Source organism: Pseudomonas xanthosomatis (genome assembly GCF_019139835.1).
GTDB classification, from domain to species: domain Bacteria; phylum Pseudomonadota; class Gammaproteobacteria; order Pseudomonadales; family Pseudomonadaceae; genus Aquipseudomonas; species Aquipseudomonas fakonensis.
Map to the genome: position 1 here is coordinate 5,422,393 of NZ_CP077075.1, position 20,367 is coordinate 5,442,759.

At 65.8% G+C, this 20,367-nt stretch carries 14 protein-coding genes; 6 read left to right on the plus strand and 8 right to left on the minus strand.

The window, feature by feature from the left end; all coding sequences use genetic code 11:
• Positions 1–77: 77 nt before the first annotated feature.
• From KSS93_RS23990 to KSS93_RS24005, 4 genes are all read right to left on the minus strand, one after another.
• Complete coding sequence (locus KSS93_RS23990) at positions 78–545, minus strand: 7-cyano-7-deazaguanine/7-aminomethyl-7-deazaguanine transporter (protein ID WP_217886266.1); 468 nt, start codon at positions 543–545, stop codon at positions 78–80.
• Between the two features lie 148 nt (positions 546–693).
• On the minus strand, positions 694–900 hold the full coding sequence (locus tag KSS93_RS23995) for a DUF1289 domain-containing protein (RefSeq protein ID WP_217886267.1): 207 nt from the start codon (positions 898–900) through the stop codon (positions 694–696).
• On the minus strand, positions 893–1,417 hold the full coding sequence (locus tag KSS93_RS24000) for a gamma carbonic anhydrase family protein (RefSeq protein ID WP_217840049.1): 525 nt from the start codon (positions 1,415–1,417) through the stop codon (positions 893–895). Before KSS93_RS24000 ends, KSS93_RS23995 begins: the two co-directional genes overlap by 8 nt.
• A 45-nt stretch (positions 1,418–1,462) precedes the next feature.
• On the minus strand, positions 1,463–2,062 hold the full coding sequence (locus KSS93_RS24005) for a CoA pyrophosphatase (protein ID WP_217886268.1): 600 nt from the start codon (positions 2,060–2,062) through the stop codon (positions 1,463–1,465).
• Between the two features lie 137 nt (positions 2,063–2,199).
• On the opposite strand from KSS93_RS24005, the gene KSS93_RS24010 reads away from it, so the two are divergent.
• From KSS93_RS24010 to KSS93_RS24030, 5 genes are all read left to right on the plus strand, one after another.
• On the plus strand, positions 2,200–2,754 hold the full coding sequence (locus KSS93_RS24010; RefSeq protein WP_217886269.1) for an NUDIX hydrolase: 555 nt from the start codon (positions 2,200–2,202) through the stop codon (positions 2,752–2,754).
• 20 nt (positions 2,755–2,774) lie between these two features.
• Positions 2,775–3,335 carry a L,D-transpeptidase family protein gene (locus KSS93_RS24015; RefSeq protein WP_217886270.1) on the plus strand — a complete coding sequence of 187 codons (561 nt, stop codon included), beginning with the start codon at positions 2,775–2,777 and terminating at the stop codon, positions 3,333–3,335.
• 321 nt (positions 3,336–3,656) lie between these two features.
• Positions 3,657–5,333, plus strand: a complete 1,677-nt coding sequence (locus tag KSS93_RS24020) for a ShlB/FhaC/HecB family hemolysin secretion/activation protein (protein ID WP_217886271.1) — start codon at positions 3,657–3,659, stop codon at positions 5,331–5,333.
• 27 nt (positions 5,334–5,360) lie between these two features.
• On the plus strand, positions 5,361–9,800 hold the full coding sequence (locus KSS93_RS24025) for a hemagglutinin repeat-containing protein (RefSeq protein ID WP_217886272.1): 4,440 nt from the start codon (positions 5,361–5,363) through the stop codon (positions 9,798–9,800).
• A gap of 149 nt (positions 9,801–9,949) precedes the next feature.
• Positions 9,950–11,986, plus strand: coding sequence for a PhoX family protein (locus KSS93_RS24030; RefSeq protein WP_217886273.1), 2,037 nt, complete (start codon positions 9,950–9,952; stop codon positions 11,984–11,986).
• A gap of 252 nt (positions 11,987–12,238) precedes the next feature.
• Here KSS93_RS24030 and cutA read toward each other — a convergent pair whose 3' ends face one another.
• Positions 12,239–12,550, minus strand: a complete 312-nt coding sequence (gene cutA / locus KSS93_RS24035) for a divalent cation tolerance protein CutA (RefSeq protein WP_217886274.1) — start codon at positions 12,548–12,550, stop codon at positions 12,239–12,241.
• A gap of 3 nt (positions 12,551–12,553) precedes the next feature.
• Positions 12,554–16,453: a phosphoribosylformylglycinamidine synthase gene (gene purL / locus KSS93_RS24040; RefSeq protein WP_217886275.1), complete on the minus strand. Its 3,900-nt coding sequence runs from the start codon at positions 16,451–16,453 to the stop codon at positions 12,554–12,556.
• Positions 16,454–16,757: 304 nt separating this feature from the next.
• On the opposite strand from purL, the gene mltF reads away from it, so the two are divergent.
• Positions 16,758–18,215: a membrane-bound lytic murein transglycosylase MltF gene (gene mltF / locus KSS93_RS24045; RefSeq protein ID WP_217888798.1), complete on the plus strand. Its 1,458-nt coding sequence runs from the start codon at positions 16,758–16,760 to the stop codon at positions 18,213–18,215.
• Between the two features lie 99 nt (positions 18,216–18,314).
• On the opposite strand, the gene tadA is transcribed toward mltF, so the two are convergent.
• Positions 18,315–18,794: a tRNA adenosine(34) deaminase TadA gene (tadA, locus tag KSS93_RS24050; protein WP_217886276.1), complete on the minus strand. Its 480-nt coding sequence runs from the start codon at positions 18,792–18,794 to the stop codon at positions 18,315–18,317.
• Entirely contained in the window at positions 18,794–20,176 is a 1,383-nt protein-coding gene (locus KSS93_RS24055) for a multicopper oxidase family protein (protein ID WP_217886277.1), read from the minus strand. Before KSS93_RS24055 ends, tadA begins: the two co-directional genes overlap by 1 nt.
• Positions 20,177–20,367: the final 191 nt, after the last annotated feature.

Consider the following 20,367-nt stretch of genomic DNA (forward strand, 5'->3'; position numbering starts at 1 on the left):
CTGCCCGCTGAAAAAGGACCGGTATTCTACACCCGTGCGAGGCGCTTCGGGGCTGCTTTGCAGTTCATCCCACAGGTTCAGCTGGCCACAGCTGCCCTGCGCGCGCGCCAGGCCATGATCAGCCACACGGCGGTGACGCCAGCGAACTTCGACGCCATGGCGGTGCCGACCACCACCGGCGTAAGCGCGCCGATCATGCCGAAGAAGATGAAGGTGTCCACCGGGATGCTCAGCGCCGAGCTCAACCACAGGCGGTCACGCAGGGGCCGGCGGGTGATGCTGAACACCAGCCAGTCGATCAGCTCGGAAATGAAGAACGCCGTGGCGCTGGCCAGGGCGATGGCCGGCTCCGAGGTGACGTAGGACAGCACCAGCGCCACCAGCATCGCCACCAACGCGCCATGGCCGTAGCGGGTCTGCACCATGTCGCGCAGGACGAACACCAACCCGCCCCAGGCGGACCAGATCACGTCCAGGTGCGGGGCGCTGGAGAAGGCGTAGTTGATGAGCACCACGCTGCTGATGTAGGCGATGAGGTAGAACATGATCTGAGAATTCGCTGAGCAAGCGGCACAGAATACTTGAATTCGGAGCCAGCACCAGGGCCTTCGCGGGCAAACCCGCTCCACAGGCTTGTGATGGGCCTGTGGGAGCGGGTTTACCCGCGAAGAAGCCCGCGCTGCAATCGACCATTCAGAGGCCGATCACCAACCCCGCCGCCACCGCCCGCTCATGGCAAAGCTTGAGCACCACCCGCCGCTCGGCATTGTCCATGCGCCCCCAGCGGGTGATCTCGTCCACCGTGCGCTGGCAGCCGGTGCAGATATCCTGCTCGTCCAGCGCGCACACGCTCACACACGGCGAGGCCACTGGCCGCTCGCGGGGGGCGGCATCAGTCATCGTCAGCCACCAGGTCGCGGGCATAACGCTCGGCGTTGTGCACGTAATGCGCGGCGCTGGCCTCCAGCATGCGCATCTGCTGCTCGGTAAGCTCGCGCACCACCTTACCCGGCGAGCCCATCACCAGCGAGCCGTCGGGGATGACCTTGCCTTCGGGGATCAGCGCATTGGCGCCGATGATGCAGTGCTTGCCGATGCGTGCGCCGTTGAGTATTACCGCATTGATGCCCACCAGGCTGTAGTCGTCCACCGTGCAGCCATGCAGCATGGCGTTGTGGCCGATGGTCACGCCCTTGCCCAAGGTCAGCGGCGAACCCATGTCGGTGTGCATTACCGTACCGTCCTGGACGTTGCTGCCCTCGCCGATGTCGATCAGTTCGTTGTCGCCGCGCAGCACCGCACCAAACCAAACGCTGGCACGGGCCTGCAGGCGCACCTTGCCGATCAGGGTGGCGGTGGGGGCGGTCCAGCTGGTGGGGTGGGCTTCGACTTTCATGTCGCCCAGGCGGTATTTCATGTGTGGCTCCTCAGGGTTTGGCGCAGGCGGCGGGGTTGGCCCCGCTCAGTTCTGGATGAAACGTTCCGGCGGCTGGTGCAGGCTGATGCCGGCGTCGTACAGCAGGTTGACCAGCTCGACGATCATGATCGCCGACAGGCCCCAGATCTTGTAGTCGCCATAACGGTAGCTGGGCACGTACCAGCTGCGCCCCTGGTAATCGATACGGTGGGTGTGGTCACGCGGGTCCTGGCGGAAGAACTCCAGCGGCACGCTGAACACTGCGGCAATTTCGGCATCGTTGGCGCGGTACTCGACGTAATCGGGGATCAGCCCGACGAACGGCGTCACTTTCAGGCCATGCAACGAAATCAGCGGGCTGAGCGGGCCGATCACCTCCACCAGCCCCGGCGGCAGGCCGATTTCTTCTTCGGCTTCGCGCAGCGCGGTGAATACCAGATCCGGGTCTTCAGGGTCGCGACGCCCGCCGGGAAATGCTACTTCGCCGCCGTGGGTGGACAACCCCTTGGCGCGCAAGGTCAATACCAGCTCCGGCTCTTCGCTGCGGGTGATGGGCAGCAGCACCGCCGCTTCCGGGAAGCGCCGATCCACCTCCAGCGAGGCGGGGGTGTGGTTGCTCATTCGGCGAAGAAGCTCGTCCAGCATTACGCACTCTCGTGTTCAAGGCCTGCCGTGCATGATGCACCAAAAGCCACGGGGCACCCAAGCCCCACCCGCCGGGCGCCGCTTGCAGCGGGCGGGCCGGGCGCGCCAAGATAGCCCGAACCTACAGGAATGAAAGCATGAAATTCTGCAGCGCGTGCGGCCAGCCCGTCACCCAGCGCATCCCCGAGGGCGACAGCCGCCTGCGGTACGTGTGCGACCATTGCCAGACCATCCATTACCAGAACCCCAACATCGTTGCCGGGGTGCTGCCCACCTGGGGCAGCCAGGTGCTGTTGTGCCGGCGGGCCATCGAGCCGCGCCGGGGCTTCTGGACGCTGCCGGCCGGGTTCATGGAAAACGGCGAGACCCTCGACGCTGCCGCCCGTCGCGAAACCGTCGAAGAAGCCTGCGCCCGGGTGGGCGATACCAGCCTGTACCAGCTGTTCGACCTGCCGCACATCAACCAGGTGCACGTGTTCTTTCGCGCCGAACTTGCCGACCTTGACTTTGCCGTGGGCGAGGAAAGCCTGGAGGTGCGCCTGTTCGAGGAACATGAGGTCCCGTGGGGCGAGCTGGCTTTCCGCACGGTCACGCGCACACTAGAATGCTACTATCGCGACCGCATCAGGCAGCACTACCCCATAGGCCATGAATACCTGCCGCCGATGAACGTTTCGTCGCCCACCACTTGAGTCTTCAGGGATACGGTTTCATGCGCTGGTTGCTTGCCCTTTTCTGCCTCGGAATCGCCTCGCTGTCGCAGGCGGCCTATACCGAAACCATCATCCGCAAGCCGCTTTCGGCGGCGCCGGCAGCCACCACCCCTGCCACCCCGGCGGTTCAGGAGCGGCTGATCGACAAGGTGCTGGTGCTCAAGTCCGAACGGCGCCTGCAACTGATCAGCCGTGGCGAGCCACTGAAGACCTACCGCATCTCCCTGGGCAAGCAGCCCAAGGGCGCCAAGGAGCGCGAGGGCGACAAGAGAACCCCCGAAGGCTTGTACTGGCTGGACTGGCGCAAGGTCAGCGACCGCTACAACCTGGCCATGCACATCTCCTACCCGAACATCACCGACGCCGCCAAGGCCCGCCGCGAGGGGGTCAGTGCCGGCAGCATGATCATGATCCACGGCACACCGATCAACGAGGAGTACCCCGAGTGGTACTTCCACACCCTGGACTGGACCGAAGGCTGTATCGCCATGCGCAACGACGACATGCGCGAGGTGTGGAACCTGGTCAAGGACGGCACGCTGATCGAGATCAGGCCCTGACGGGGCATAAGCACCGCCCACCTGTAGGAGCGGCCTTGCGCCGCGAAGGGGTGCGTAGCGCCCCCGGATTCTGGGCATCATGCGTTATCGCCGGGGCTGCTACGCAGCCCTTTCGCGGCACAAGGCCGCTCCTACAAAGACCGTGTTCAATCTTTGCGAAACGCGCTTGTTACATAACCTTTCAGCAAAGAAATCACCTACAAAACTAAGTAACTTTTCCGATGCCCATCAAGGCACGGGACCGCATCCAACCGGCTAAACGCATCCATAAAATCCACGCAACCGAGTACCAGAGTCGTACACGAATTGCGGGATTTTCCGATGCCCAAAAAGCTCAGCCGTGCCCTCACACTGCCCCTGGTCTGCCTGCTGCTGCACCTGGCCACCCCCTCTGCGGCTTACGCCTCGGACCCGGCCAGCCAACAACTGCGCGAGCAGCGCCAGGCCACCGAGCAGTTCGAACGCCAACAGCGCCTGCACCGCTGGCAACGCCAGCGCGAAAACAGCCCGGCACCTGCTGACAGCTCACCAGACCAGACCGACGGCCCCTGCTTCCCGATAAGCGGCCTGCGCCTGGCCGGCAACCGCCGGCTTTCGGCCAGCGAGCTGGAACGCACCCTGCGCCCATTGCTGCAGCCCTGCCTGAGCGTACCGGCCATCAATCAGCTGCTGCGCGCCGTCACCCAACGCTACGTGCAGGCCGGCTACCCGCTGGCCCGCCCCTACCTGCGCAGCGCGCCCCGGCCCGGCGAGCCGCTGGACATTCTGATCGTCGAAGGCCATGTCGAGGCCATCGAACTGACCGAGCCGCTGCCGTTGTCGCTGCAAGGCGCCTTCCCTGCCCTGCTCGGCCAGCCGCTGCACCTGCCCGACCTGGAACAGGGCCTGGATCAGCTCAACCGCCTGCGCGCCTTTGAGGTCACCGCCGAACTGCTGCCCGGCCAGGCGCCCGGAAGCACTCAAGTCGCCATCACCCCGCGCCAGGTGCGCAGCCGCTGGCACCTCGAAGGCCGCTTCGACAACCGTGGCAGCGAACTGACCGGGCGCAATCGCCTCAACCTCGGGCTGGGCATCGACAGCCCGCTGGGCCTGAACGACGACCTGCGCCTGTCGCAGCTTGCGACCGTACTCGGCGCCCCGGGCCAGAGCCGTGGCCTGAACCTGTACTACAACATCCCCTACGGCCCGTGGAGCTTCACCCTCAACGCCAGCCAGCTCAGTTACAGCTCCCCGCTGCCCAATGGACTGCAGGCCGAGGGCGGCAGCCGCTTCCAGGGCCTGGCCGCCGAACGCCTTCTGTGGCGCAACCAGCACGGCATGCTCAGTGCCGGCCTGCGGCTGGACCGCAAACAGCTGGAAAACCAGCTCAAGGGCCAGCAACTCAAAGTGCAGAGCACCACGCTCACTACCTTGGACGCAGGGCTCAACCTGCTGTGGCTCGAACATGGCCTGTGGAGCGCCTCGCTGGGTGTAAGCCAGGGGCTAGACGCCCTCGGTGCCGACCACGCCATACGCGCCCGCCGCGCCCCACAGCCGGACTTTCGCAAGTACCGCGCCAGCCTGCTGTACTTGGCCCAGGCGCCACCTGCGCTCCCCTGGCGCTGGCAGAGCGAGCTGAACCTGCAGTACAGCCCGGACTTTCTGCCCGCCGTCGAACAGCTGGCGCTCAACGACAACAGCGCCGTGCGCGGCGTACGCCAACTCACCGTCACGGGTGCCACCGGCGCCGTCTGGCGCAACACCCTCAGCTACCCCATCACCCTTGCTTCATTGCCGACGGTGCAACTGCGCCCGTTCCTCGGCGTGGACCTCGGCTGGGCCCGCTTCGACCAGGGCAGCCCCTCGCAACGCCTGGCCGGCAGCGCCATCGGCCTTGAGCTGAGCCTGCCCGGCAACCGCATCCGCCTTGACTACCAGCGCGCGCTGTATGCCAGCGGCCTGCCGCGACGGGCACTCGAACCTGGGTACTGGGGCCTGGAGTGGGCCCTCGACCTCTGACTCACCCACAGAAAGGAGAGCACCACAATGACCCATGACTCAACATCATGCCCGCTACGCCCCGACCACCTGCGCTGGGCGATATTCCTCTGCCTGCTCGCGCCGCCCGCCCTGCACGCTGCAGCCCCCTTGCAGCCGGCCAGTGGCGCCGGTGGCACGCCAATCATCAACAATGCCCACGGCGTGCCGGTGATCGACATCGTCGCGCCCAACGCCAACGGCCTTTCGCACAACCAGTTCCTCGACTACAACGTCGAGCGCCAGGGCCTGGTGCTGAACAACGCCGTGCAGGCCGGCCAGTCGCAACTGGCCGGCGCGCTGGGCGCCAACCCGCAGTTCCGCGGCCAGGCTGCCTCGACCATCCTCAACGAGGTGATCAGCCGCCACGCCTCGCTGATTGAAGGCCCCCAGGAAATCTTCGGCCGCGCCGCCGATTACATTCTGGCCAACCCCAACGGCATCACCCTCAACGGCGGCAGCTTCATCAACACCACCCGCGCAGGCTTTTTGGTCGGCACGCCGGTGATCGAGGACCAACGCATCCAGTACCTCGACACCCTGCAGGCCGATGGCGCGCTGAATGTGCAAGCCGGTGGCCAGATCAACCTCGACGGCGCGCTCGACCTGATCGCCCCGCGCATCGACAGCCAGGGGCCCCTGCAAGCCAAGGGCGACCTGAACCTCACCGCCGGCCGCAACCGCCTGGACGCCAGCACCGGCGAAGTGCTGCAGCACCTGCCGGGCACCCCGTCGAGCATCGACGCCAGCCTGTTCGGCGCCATGCGCGCCGGGCGCATCAAAGTGCGCAGCACCGCCGAAGGTGCCGGGGTGCGGGTGGGCGGGGTCGAGCTGCTGGCTGACGACAGCCTCAGCCTGCGCTCGGCCGGCGACCTGCAGCTCACCGCAACCCAGGGCAAGGCCCGGCAGATCGAAGCCCATGCCGGGCAAAAACTGATACTCGATGCCGACACCCGCGAAAATGTGCAACGCGACCGCGAAGCCTGGAACAAGAAAGCCTGGTTCGTCACCACCGAAACCTACAGCCGCGACCGCACGCAAACCGACAGTACGCAACAAGGCGCAAGCTTGCAGGCCAGCGAAGGCCTGTCGCTCGAGGCAGGCACGGACCTGCAACTGACCGCTGCAAAATTGAAGGCCGGCACCACCCTGGCGCTGCACAGCGGTGGTGATATTGCCATCGAGGCCGGTATCGACAGCCGCAAGGTCGAGGAGCAGGTTCGCCACCGCAAGCACCTGTGGCGCGGTGACAAGGACAGCCAGCAGTACAGCGAAAGTGCCAGCGCCAGCACCCTGGAGGGCGGCACCCTGGTGGCCAGCGCCGGGCACAACCTGCGCGTGCGCGCCAGCGAACTGCGCAGCCAGGGCGACCTGCAACTGCAGGCACGCCAGGTCGAGGTGGGCGAGCAGGCACTCAGCGACAACGCCAATCAACGTGATTACCGCGGCGACCTGGTGTCTGGCACCTTCTTCGGTAACCGCAAGGGCAACGATACCCAGGGCAGCCAGGCTGCCGGCAGCAGCGTACGCGCCGAGGGCAAGCTCGACGTGACAGCCGAAAGCATGAGTATTCGCGGCAGTACGGTCAGCAGCGGCGGCGACGCCGTGCTGTACAGCAACAAGGCCGGCTTGACCGTGGAAGCCGCCCACAGCACCCGGCAATCGCAACAGCACGCCAGTGACAGCCAGGTGTTCGGGCTGACGGGCAAAAGCAGCCAGAGCAAGAGCAGTAGCGACGAAGTGCTGGTCAGCGACCTGCGCTCCAGCAGCAACCTGCGCCTGGCCAGCGCCGACGAACTGAAGGTCAAGGGCGCCACCCTCGCCGCAGGGGGCAAGCTCGAACTGGATGCCAAGGGCCAGTTGCGCCTGGAAAGCGCACAGGCCAGCCACAGCAGCGAGAGCAACGAGCAGCAGCGCTACTTCACCGCCAGCGCCGGGCAAACCCAGCAAGCCCAGGACGGCAAACCCGACTCGCGGCAATTCGAGGCCAGGGTCGGCTACGAGGTGGCCTCGGTCGAGCAGCAGCAATCCGCCACCGGGCGAGTCGCCAGCACCCTGAGCGGCGCCAGCGTCGGCCTGCACAGCGACGCGCAACTGGTCGCCAGCGGCGCACAGGTCAAGGCCACCGCCGGCGACCTGACGGTCAAGGCCGCCGAGGTACAGCTGAATGCAGCCCAGGCCAGCGAGCAAAGCAGCACGGTCACTACCCGCAGTGGCGGCGGCCTGGCGGTGACCGGCGGCATCGACCGCGTAGGCAGCGCCTTCGAAGGCCACCGCAACCGCGACAGCCTCAGCGAAAACAGCACCACGGCGCAGGCCAGCGAGCTGAAGGCCAGCGGCAACTTGCACCTTGAGACCGCGCAGCTGACCAGCGAAGGGGCCAAGGTACAGGCCGACGGCCAACTGCTGGTGAACGCCGGGCGCATCGACAACCGCGCCGCCACCGACACCACTGCGCGCGAAACCTCCAGCAACCATTGGCAGGGCAGCCTGGGCGCCAGCGTCGAATACCGGGATATTTCCCGTCCCATCGAGCGCTTGGTCGAAGGCCGCGAGGCGGCACGCTTCCAGCAGGCGGGTATCGAAGATGCCCTGGCGCCCCCCAGCGTGGGCGCAGACTTTGCCATCGAGCACCTGGCACGTCGGCAAACCGACAGCACCAGCACGGCCCGGGCCGGCCAGTTCAGCGGCGCCGCAGTGAAGGTGCAAGCCGACAGCATCCAGGACCAGGGCACTGACTACAGCGCCACCAACGGCCAGTTGCGCATCGACGCCAACCAGCATCAGTTGCTGGCAGCCAGCGATCAGCAGCGCCACGAGGTACAGCGCACTGACGTGGCGGGTGGCCTGCGGGTGGACACCAGCACCGGCGAGGACATCAACGGCCGCCTGGAAGGCAAACTCGGCACCTTGAGCGACGTGCAGACCACCACCCTCGCCCGCCCGGGCAGCCTGCTCGGCCAAACCGGCATCCAGGTGCAACTGGGCAGCGATGGCCGTTACGAAGGCACGCGCATCGACGCAGGCACCGGCCCGGCCAGCCTCGTCAGCGGCGCCAAGCTGACCCTGGCCGCCGCCCACGACCGCAACGTTCAAGGTAAAAGCCAACTGGACGCCAGCCTCTGGGCCAAGGGCGGCAACCGCCCCGGCAGCACCGGGCTGGATGCGCGCGGGTACGCTGACTACAGCACCCGCGACAGCGAAGATGCCACGGCCCAGGTCGCCAGCGTGCAGGCCAAGGGCCCGGTGGAGTTGAGCAGCAGCGGCGACCTCAGCGTGGAGGGTTCGCGCATCGAGGCTGCAGGCGATATCACCCTGCACAGCGACGGCATATTGAAGGTGCTGGCCGCCAACAGCAGCCACCGCGCCAGCGGCAACACCCTGGGAGGCGGCCTGGAGGTGGCGCTGACCCAAGGCACCGGCAAGGGCGGCGGCCTGGGTGGCCACTTCACCAGCGCCAAGGTGGATGAAGACAGCCAGCAGGCGGTGAACGCCCGCTTCGCAAGCCAGGGCAGCGCGCAGCTCACCAGCCTTGCCCGCGATGAGCAGGCCCTGCAGGTGCAAGGTTTGCAGGCCAGCGCCACGCGCATTGGCCTGGACGCACGCAACGGCGGCTTGCAAGTGGAGGCCTCCAGCCAACGGGACTGGCGCAACAACCTCAACGTCACCGCCGGCGCAGGCCTGCGCCTGAACCGTGGCGAAACCACCGACAAGGACATCCGCGCCCTGCATGGCCGGGTGCAGGTAGCCGTGGACAAGCGGGACAACCAGACCTGGAGCGACAGCACCCTGCGCGCCGACCACATCGAGCTGAACAGCCGTGGCGACACCCGCATCGAAGGCGCAAGGCTGGATGCCGAGCGTATCGAGGGCAAGGTGGGCGGCGACCTGCGGGTGGCCAGCCGCAAGGACCGGGTCGACAGCCTGACGGTCGCCGTCGACGGGCGCCTGAGCCAGGAGAAGAACCCCCAGGGCCATATCAATGCCGCCAGTGCGCTGGCCGGGCCGGCCTCGGGCAAGGTGCAGGAGAAGGCCGGCAAGGCCCTGGCCCGTACCGAGCCTGCACTGTCCCCTACCGTGAAGGTGCAGGTCAGCCGCGAGCAGCGCGACAGCGTCACCCGGCAGACCACACTGGCTGGCAGCCAGGGCATCGAGCTGAAGGTCGGCGGCGATACCCACCTGGTGGGCGCCCGGTTGCAGGCCAGTGAAGGCAGCGTGGCGCTGGGCAGCAACACTGTCACCCGCGAAACCCTGACCGGCAGCGATTCGCGCCGGGATGTGTCGGTGGACCTGAGCAATGCACCGGTCGATATCGGCACAGCCCTGGTTGACAGCTTCAAGGACAAGGGCGCCGCGCAGGGTGAAAACGCCCTCGACCTGGGCCTGCTGCGCACCAGCGGCTACAGCCGCAACACCGAGCAGACCTCAAGCATCGACAGCAAGCGATAAGCCACAGGGCCCGGGCGTGCCCGGGCTTTTGCATTCAACCTGCCGATACCACGCGACCGCCACTGCAGTAACAGCCCTGCAATGTAAACATCATGATCGCGTTCTAAAGTCGGCTTTCTGCGTTATTCCAGACAAGAAAAGGACACCTGATGAGTCGAGACAGCGGCGACAACCTTGACCGTAACCACGCCGGCAACCTGCCGATGGCCAGCGTCATGGACGCCTACCTGAGCCGCCGTAGCGTCATCCGCGGCAGCCTCGGTGCAGCCATTGCGATGATCGCCGGCACCGGCCTGACCGCCTGCTTCGATAGCAGCAACGGCACGCCTGCGCCCACACCGCAACCGGCCAAGCCCAAGCTCGGCTTCCAGTCGATCAAGGGTTCGCGCACCGACGCCTGCGCCATCGCCCCCGGCTACAGCGCCCACGTACTGGCGCCCTGGGGCACCCCGCTGAACAGCAACGGCGCCGCCTGGAAAGCCGATGGCAGCAACAGCGCCAGCGATCAGGCCAACGCCATGGGCATGCACCACGACGGCATGCGCTTCTTCCCCATCGACGGCAGCTCGGACGACGGCCTGCTGGCGATCAACTTCGAATACATCGACACCGCCGCCTTGCACCCCCACGGCCCGAGCAACGCGCTCAGCGGCCAGCGCCCGGCCGAAGAGGTGCGCAAGGAGATCAACGCGCACGGCGCCGGCGTGGTGCGCATCCGCAAGGTCAGCGGGCGCTGGCAGGTGGTCGACAACGACCCGCTCAACCGCCGCTTCACCACCGCCACGGTGATGGACATCGCCGGCCCCCTGCGCGGCACCGACCATGTGCGCACGCGCTTCTCCCCGGCCGGCATCGAGTGCCGCGGCACCAACAACAACTGCGGCAACGGCTACACCCCGTGGGGCACCTACCTCACCTGCGAAGAGAACTGGCCCGGCATCTTCGTCAACACTGCCAGCCGCCCGGCCGACCAGGTGCGCATCGGGGTTGCCGCCACCGCCGGCCAGTACCGCTGGGAGAGCGCGGCAGGTGATGCCAGCGAGGTGGACGACGAGTTCGCCCGTTTCGATGTCACCCCCAAGGGCGCCAGTGCCAGCGACGACTATCGCAACGAAGCCAGCACCTTCGGCTACATCGTCGAGATCGACCCGTATAACAGCGCCACCCGCGCGGTAAAACGCACAGCGCTCGGACGCTTCCGCCATGAAGGCTGCTGCCCGGGCCTGGCGGTGGCCGGCAAGCCGCTCACCTGGTACACCGGTGACGACTCCAACAACGAGTACCTGTACAAATTCGTCTCCGATGCCGTGTGGGACCCGGCCGACGCCAAGGCCGCCGACCGCCTGGCCATCGGCGCCAAGTACCTCGACAAGGGCAAGCTGTACGTCGCCCGCTTCAATGCCGACGGCAGCGGCGACTGGCTGCTGCTCGACGTTGCCACGCCAACCCGCGACGGCAAAACCCTCGGCGCGCTGTTCGGCGACCTGCCGGGCATCATCGTCAATACCCGTGGCGCGGCCGATGTCGTTGGCGCAACGCCCATGGACCGCCCCGAGTGGACCGCAGTCAACCCGCTGAACGGCGACGCCTACCTGACCCTGACCAACAACAGCGCGCGCAGCGCCGACAAGACCGACAAGGCCAACCCGCGCGGCCCCAACCGCCATGGCCATATCATCCGCTGGCACGACAGCGACGATCACCAGCACTTTGCCTGGGACATCTTCGTGTTCGGTGCCAATGCCGATGGCGGCGCCGACATCAACCGCTCCGGCCTGACCGAAATGAACCAGTTCGCCAGCCCCGACGGCATGAGCTTCGATAGCCGCGGCGTGTTGTGGTTCGAGACCGACAACGGCGAAGAAACCCTGACCCGCTACACCAATGACCAGTTGCTGGCGGTGATCCCCACCGACCTGGTGGATGGCAATGGCAAGCAGGTGCCGATCAACGCGCAGAACCAGGCCGACCTGCGGCGGTTCTTCGTCGGGCCCAATGGTTGCGAAGTGACGGGTATCACCTTCACCCCCGACAACAAGACCCTGTTCATCAATATCCAGCACCCGGAAAACTGGCCGTCCACCGATGTGGCGACCGATGTAACTGCGCCGGGCAGCAAGGTGCGGCCGCGTTCGTCGACCGTGGTCATCCAGCGGCTCGATGGCGGGGAGATAGGCACTGCCTGAAAGCCGCTCCCGCAGCTACAGCGCAGGCTTCAAGCCTGACGCGATCCTGTGGGAGCGGGTTTACCCGCGAACACCGGCGCAGCCGGTGCCACCCACCGCGCTGGCTGCTTCGCGGGTAAACCCGCTCCCACAGGACTGAGTAATTTCCAAATCATGCGCTCTGAAATGCATCGCGGGGCAAGCCCGCTCCCACGCAACCGATGAAGAATGCGTGGGAGCGGGCTTGCCCCGCGATGGGTACTGCGCCGAACCTCAGAAATCGGCCAGCGGCCAGACCTCATAAGCCGGTGTTTCGTACGGGTGGCTGTGCTTCAGCGCTGCGACCACTTGAGCGATCAGCTCATCGGCCACCACCAGCTCCACCTTCCACTCCTCGACCGTCTCGACCTGGCCAGTTTGCCCGAGGTACGGCTGGCTGCCGTGCAAGGGGCGAAACTGGCCCTGGCCGAGGGTTTGCCAGGCGCAGTGCTCATAAGCGCCGATGCGCCCGCCACCTGCGGCGAACACAGCGGCCTTGACCACCTCGACATGGCTGCCCGGGACGAAGAAGGCGAGCTTGTACACGCCTTAGTTCACCCACACCCGCGCGTTGCGGAACATGCGCATCAGCGCAGCATCTTCCTGCCACTCATCCGGGCGCCAGGAGTTCTGCACGGCGCGGAACATACGCTCCGGGTGCGGCATCATGATGGTCACGCGGCCGTCGCGGTTGGTCAGGCCGGTGATACCGCGTGGCGAGCCGTTCGGGTTGGCCGGGTAGGCCTCGGTGACCTTGCCGTGGTTGTCGACGTAGCGCAGCGCCACGGTGCCGGACAGGTCTGCGGCCAGCAGGGCTTCTTCGCTTGCGAACTCGGCGTGGCCTTCGCCGTGGGCGATGGCGATCGGCATGCGCGAACCGGCCATGCCCTGCAGGAAGATCGAGTTGGACTTCTGCACCTCGACCATGGCCACACGCGCCTCGAACTGCTCCGAACGGTTGCGCACGAAGTGCGGCCAGTGCTCGGTGCCCGGAATCAGTTCGTGCAGGTTGGACATCATCTGGCAACCGTTGCACACGCCCAGGGCGAAGCTGTCGTTGCGCTCGAAGAAGGCCTGGAAGGCATCGCGGGCACGGGCGTTGAACAGCGCCGACTTGGCCCAGCCCTCACCGGCACCCAGCACGTCGCCGTAGGAGAAGCCACCACAGGCCACCAGGCCCTTGAACGCTTCGAAGTCGACGCGCCCGGCGAGGATGTCGCTCATGTGCACGTCGATGGCGGCAAAGCCTGCGCGGTCGAAGGCGGCAGCCATCTCAACCTGGCCGTTGACGCCCTGCTCGCGCAGGATCGCCACTTGCGGGCGCACGCCCTTTTTGATGTACGGTGCTGCGATGTCGTCGTTGACGTCAAAGCCCAGCTTCACCGACAGGCCCGGGTTCTCTTCCTCAAGCAGCAGGTCGAATTCCTGGTCGGCGCAGTCGGCGTTGTCGCGCAGGCGCTGCACCTGGTAACTGGTTTCAGCCCACTGGCGCTGCAGCATGCGGCGGTCGTCGTCGAACAGCACTTCGCCGTTCAGGCTGATGGACACTTCACCGTTGTTGATCGGCTTGCCGATCACTGCCACGCACTCTTCACCCAGGCCTGCGGCGCTGAACTGCGCCAGCACGTCCGGGGTGGCATCCTGGCGAACCTGAATGACCGCGCCCAGCTCTTCGTTGAACAGGATGGCCGGCACCTCGCCCTTGCTGTCGGTCAGCGGGTCGAGTTGCAGGTCGAGGCCGCAGTGGCCGGCAAAGGCCATTTCCAGCACGGTGGTCAGCAGGCCACCGTCGGAACGGTCGTGGTAGGCCAGCAGGTGGCCGTCGGCGTTCAGGCCCTGGATCACGGCGAAGAACGCCTTGAGGTCTTCGGCATCGTCGACGTCCGGCGCTTGCGCCGCCAGCTTGCCGTAGGTCTGGGCCAGGATCGAGGCGCCCATACGGTTCTTGCCGCGGCCCAGGTCGATCAGGATCAGGTCGGTCTCGCCCTTGTCCAGGCGCAGTTGCGGGGTGAGGGTCTTGCGAATGTCGGTGACCGGGGCGAAGCCGGTGATGATCAGCGACATCGGCGCGGTAACGCTCTTCTCGACGCCCTCCTCGCTCCACTTGGTCTTCATCGACATGGAGTCTTTGCCGACCGGGATGGTGATACCCAGTTCGGGGCACAGCTGCATGCCGACGGCCTTGACGGTGTCGTACAGGCGCGCGTCTTCACCCGGGTGGCCGGCGGCGGACATCCAGTTGGCCGACAGCTTGATGTCGGACAGCTTGCCGATTTGCGCGGCGGCCAGGTTGGTGAGGGTTTCGCCGATGGCCATGCGCCCGGACGCCGGGGCATCCAGCAGCGCCAGCGGGGTACGCTCGCCCATGGCCATGGCTTCGCCGGTGTACACGTCGAAGCTGGTGGCGGTGACGGCAACGTCGGCAACCGGCACCTGCCAAGGGCCGACCATCTGGTCGCGGGCAACCAGGCCGGTGATGGTGCGGTCGCCGATGGTGATCAGGAAGCTCTTGCTGGCCACGGCCGGGTGGCTGAGTACGCGCCCTACCGCTTCGTCCAGGTCCAGCTGGCTCGGGTCGAAATCATCGCCCAGCTCTGCTTCACGGGTGACCGAGCGGTGCATGCGCGGCGGCTTGCCCAGCAGCACGTCCAGCGGCATGTCCACCGGGGTGTTGGCGAAGTGGCTGTCGGTAACGGTCAGGTGCGGCTCTTCGGTGGCTTCACCCACCACGGCGAACGGGCAACGCTCGCGCTCGCAAATGGCCTGGAAGCGCTCGAAGTCCTTGGCGCTGACCGCCAGCACGTAACGCTCCTGCGATTCGTTGCTCCAGATTTCATGCGGGGCCATGCCCGGCTCGTCGTTGGGCACGTTGCGCAGTTCGAAGCGGCCACCGCGGCCACCGTCGTTGACCAGCTCCGGGAAGGCGTTGGAGATACCGCCGGCGCCGACGTCGTGGATGAACGCGATCGGGTTGGCGTCGCCCAGTTGCCAGCAACGGTCGATGACCTCCTGGCAGCGGCGTTCCATTTCAGGGTTTTCGCGCTGTACCGAGGCAAAATCCAGGTCGGCGGAGCTTGCACCGGTGGCCACCGACGAAGCGGCGCCGCCACCCAGGCCGATCAGCATGGCCGGGCCGCCGAGCACGATCAGCTTGGCGCCGACGGTGATCTCGCCTTTTTGCACGTGGTCTTCACGGATGTTGCCCATGCCGCCGGCGAGCATGATCGGCTTGTGGTAGCCGCGCACTTCTTCACCGTGGGGGGTGTTGATGCTCTGCTCGAAGGTACGGAAGTAGCCGGTCAGGGCCGGGCGGCCGAATTCGTTGTTGAACGCGGCGCCGCCCAGCGGGCCTTCGATCATGATGTCGAGGGCGTCGACGATGCGCTCCGGCTTGCCGTAGGCCTGCTCCCACGGCTGCTCGAAGCCCGGAATGCGCAGGTTGGACACGGTGAAACCGGTCAGGCCGGCTTTTGGCTTGGCGCCACGGCCGGTGGCGCCTTCGTCGCGGATTTCGCCGCCGGAGCCTGTGGAGGCGCCGGAGAACGGGGCAATGGCGGTCGGGTGGTTGTGCGTCTCGACCTTCATCAGGATGTGCACCGGCTCCTGCACCGCACCGTACTGGCGGGTTTCAGGGTTCGGGAAGAAGCGCCCGGCCACACTGCCGACGATCACCGAGGCGTTGTCCTTGTAAGCCGACAACACGCCTTCGTTGTGCATCTGGTAGGTGTTCTTGATCATGCCGAACAGGCTCTTTTCCTGCTCCTCGCCATCGATATCCCAACTGGCGTTGAAGATCTTGTGGCGGCAGTGCTCGGAGTTGGCCTGGGCGAACATCATCAGTTCGATGTCGTTCGGATTGCGCTGCAAGCCCTGGAAGGCGTTGACCAGGTAGTCGATCTCGTCTTCGGCCAGGGCCAGGCCCAGGTCGATGTTGGCTTGCGCCAGCGCTGCGCGGCCACCACCGAGCACGTCGACCGAGGTCATCGGCTTGGGCTGGGCGTGGCTGAACAGGTCGGCGGCGCCTTCGAGCTGGCCCAGTACGCGCTGGGTCATGCGGTCGTGCAGTTCGGCGGCGATAAGTTGCGCATCGGCGTCACTGAGGTTGCCGGCGACGTAGTAGGCGATGCCGCGCTCCAGGCGCTGGATCGACTGCAGGCCGCAGTTGTGGGCGATGTCGCTGGCCTTGCTCGCCCACGGCGAGATGGTGCCCAGGCGCGGCACAACCAGGAACAGGCGGCCGGTCGGCTCCTGTACCGGCACGCTCGGGCCGTACTTGAGAAGACGGCGCAGCACCTGCTGCTGGTCGGCGGTCAGCTCGCCGTCAACGTCGGCAAAGTGGGCGAATTCGGCATACAAACCAGTAACAGCGGGGACTTTCTGGCTCAGTTGCTCGAGTAATTTACCGTGGCGAAAGGCAGAAAGGGCAGGAGCGCCGCGCAGGATCAACATCGTCGGGACAGCCTCAGGGAAGGGGTGTGCTTAGAGGCCGTGCATTCTAGCCTAATTCGCAGGCTTTCGGCACCTGCTCTACGCCAGTGCTGCCGGGCGGTGGAACCGGACTTCAAAGTCAAAAAAACACCCGCTTTGCGCGGCCTCTGCAGGAGCCGGCTTGCCGGCGATGAGGCCGGCACAGCCAGCACAAGGCAGTTGCTCCTACAAGGACAAGGAGCCGGCACTGCACAGAACCCGCTAGCAGACAAGCCAGCCGTTGTCGAGATATGGCGGGGGCGGTGCTTTGCGTATACTGCACGCTATGTTCGCCCACACTGCTTTGCGCCAGCGTTGCGCCAAATGGCTCTTCGCAACCGGACTCTTCCTGATGCTCGGTGCCTGTGTTGAAAAACCCAGCACCCTAGAACGCGTCAAGGAGGATGGCGTATTGCGCGTGATTACCCGCAACAGCCCGGCCACCTACTTCCAGGACCGCAACGGCGAAACCGGCTTCGAATACGAACTGGTCAAGCGTTTTGCCGACGACCTGGGGGTCAAGCTCGAGATCGAGACCGCCGACAACCTCGACGACATCTTCAACCAGCTGGGCAAGCCGTCCGGCCCGGTGCTGGCTGCCGCCGGCCTGGTCAGCAGCGAGCGACGCACCAGCCAGGCAAAGTTCTCCCACCCGTACCTCGAAGTCACGCCCCAGGTCATCTACCGCAACGGCCGTTCGCGCCCTACCGAGGCCAAGGGCCTGGTGGGCAAGAAGATCATGGTGCTCAAGGGCAGCAGCCACGCCGACCAGCTGGCCGAGCTGAAAAAACAGTACCCGGCCCTGGAATACGAAGAGTCCGACGCCGTCGAGGTGGTCGACCTGCTGCGCATGGTCGACGAAGGGCAGATCGACCTGACCCTGGTCGACTCCAACGAACTGGCGATGAACCAGGTGTACTTCCCCAACGTGCGCGTGGCCTTCGACCTGGGTGACGCCCGCGACCAGCGCTGGGCGGTGGCTGCAGGCGAGGACAACAGCCTGCTCAACGAGGTCAACGAGTTCCTCGACAAGTCGCAGAAGAACGGCACCCTGCAACGCCTCAAAGACCGCTACTACGGCCACGTCGACGTGCTCGGCTATGTAGGCGCCTACACCTTCGCCCAGCACCTGCAGCAGCGCCTGCCCAAGTACGAGAAGCACTTCAAGGCCTCCTCCAAGGTGGAGCAGGTCGACTGGCGCCTGCTGGCGGCGATCGGCTATCAGGAGTCCATGTGGCAGCCCGAGGTCACCTCCAAGACCGGCGTACGCGGGCTGATGATGCTCACCCAGCGCACTGCCCAGGCCATGGGCGTATCCAACCGCCTGGACCCGAAACAGAGCATCCAGGGCGGCGCCAAGTACTTCATGCTGGTCAAGGAACAGCTCGACGACAGCATCCAGGAGCCGGACCGCACCTGGTTCGCCCTGGCCGCCTACAACGTCGGCAGCGGCCACCTGGAAGACGCCCGCACCCTGGCCAAGCGCGAAGGCCTGAACCCGAACAAGTGGCTGGACGTGAAGAAGATGCTGCCACGCCTGTCGCAGAAGCAGTGGTACAGCAAAACCAAATACGGTTATGCCCGCGGCGGCGAGCCGGTGCACTTCGTGGCCAACATCCGCCGCTACTACGACATCCTCACCTGGGTGACGCAGCCGCAGCTGGAGGGCCAGGTGGCCGAAGGCAACCTGCATGTGCCCGGGGTGAACAAGGACAAGCCGGCGGAGCAGTCGCCGCCGATGTAAACCTGCACCGGCCCTTTCGCGGGCAAGCCCGCTCCCACAGGTAATGCGCTGCCCTTGAAGCTTGCACGTAACCTGTAGGAGCCGGTTGGCCAATGCAGGTTAACCCTTGGCCCGCCGTGCCTTGAAGAACTCGCTCAGAATCGCCCCGCACTCCTCGGCCAGCACTCCCCCCTCCACCATCACCCGGTGGTTGAGAAAGCCCTGCCCGAAGAACTGCCCCTGGCTCTGCACGATGCCTGCTTTAGGCTCCAGCGCACCAAACACCACCCGCGCCACCCGCGAATGCACAATCAGCCCTGCGCACATGCTGCACGGCTCCAGCGTGACGTACAGGGTGCTGCCCGGCAGCCGGTAGTTGCTGGCCGCCTGCGCAGCGGCGCGGATGGCGACCATCTCGGCGTGGGCACTGGGGTCGCTGTCGAGAATCGGCCGGTTGAAGCCCTGCCCCAGCACCTGGCCGTGCTGCACCAGCACCGCCCCCACCGGCACCTCGCCCAGCGCCGCGCCCTGGGCGGCGAGGTCCAGGGCCAGGCGCATGAATTCCTGGTCGCGGCTGCGATCGATGATCTGCGGGCGCATCACACCACCGCAATCGCGGCCATCAGGCCGGTTTCCATGTGGTCGATGACGTGGCAGTGGAACATCCAGGTACCCGGGTTATCCGCCACCAGCGCCACTTGCGCGCGCTCGTTCTTGCCCAGCAGGTAGGTGTCAGTGAAGTAAGGTTCGGGGATTTTCCGGCGATTGGAGCCGATCACCTTGAAACTCATACCGTGCAGGTGGATCGGGTGCTGGTACTGGGTCATGTTCTTCAGCTCGAAAATATAACTGTTGCCGAGCTTGAGCGTGGCGATGGGCCGGTCGGCGCAAGTCTTGTCGGTGATGTCCCAGGCCTGGCCGTTGATTTGCCACAGGCTCGGCGGCTTGCCGTTTTCGGTGTTCACCGAAACCTTGCCGACCCATTCGAAATTGAAGTTGAGCTTTTCGGCTTTCTCCAGGTCCGGCTCGGCGATCGGGTTGGCCGGCAACGCCTTGGGCCAGTCGCCAGGCGCGTCGCTGCTGGCCACCGAACGCAGGGTGCCCAGGCGCACGAAACCGTCGCGCAGGGAGATTTCCTCGCCCGCCTCGGGAATACGAACGGCCAGGCAGATACGCATGCCCGGGCCCAGCCAGTACTCCTCGTCCAGCGGCCGCGGGGTCACCGGGTTGCCGTCCAGGGCGTAGATCATCGCCTCGCAGTTGCCCTTGAGGTTCAGGCGGTAGGTCCAGGTGTTGTCCAGGTTCAGCAGGCGCAAGCGCACCACCTGGCCGGCCGGCAGCTCAGTGACCGAGTCGGCCTGGCCGTTGATGGTGATCAGCCGCCCGGCGGTGCCGTTGCGCGCAGCCTCCCGGGGGATGCTGAACGGCAGCCAGCCGCCCTGCTCATCGACGTGCCAGTTCTTCAGGCTCAGGGTGCGCTCGTGCTTGAAGCCGGTGGGCTCGCGCTCCTCGATGATCAGCGGGCCAACCAGGCCGCGACCGAGCTCTTCGGAGCTGCTGACATGGGGGTGGTACCAGTAGCTGCCGGCATCCGGCACGCGGAACTTGTAGTCGAAGTACTCGCCCGGTTTCACCGGCAGTTGCGACACATAGGGCACGCCGTCCATCTCAAGCGGCAGGCGGATACCGTGCCAGTGGATGGTGGTTTCCACCGGCAGGTGGTTGATAAAGCGCACCCGCAGCCAGGTGCCCTGGCGTACCCGCAACTCAGTGCCCGGCGCCGACGGGCCGAAGGCCCAGGCCTCGGTCTTGAAGCCCGCAACCAGCTCGACATCCAGCGGCGCTGCGATCAGCTCGTAGTCGTGCCCGGCGTTGTCAACCTCGACCTTGCCCAGCCAGTAACGCGCGGCACCTCCGGCGCCCAGGCCTACCACCACCAGGCCGGTCAGGCCTTTGAGCATTTGTCGACGGGAAAAGGACATTGGTGCGGGTACCTCGTTTTCGCGCAATCAGTCTGCCAGCAGCGGCCAGCGATGAAGGGCGAATACGATACACCTGCATTTGCGAAAGATTAAGTGAAAGCACGTATTCCCATGCCGGGCATCAATAAGTACCGCCTTCCCCCAACCACCTCCCAACAAGCTGCCAACCCTTATCCCAAAGGAGTAACAGC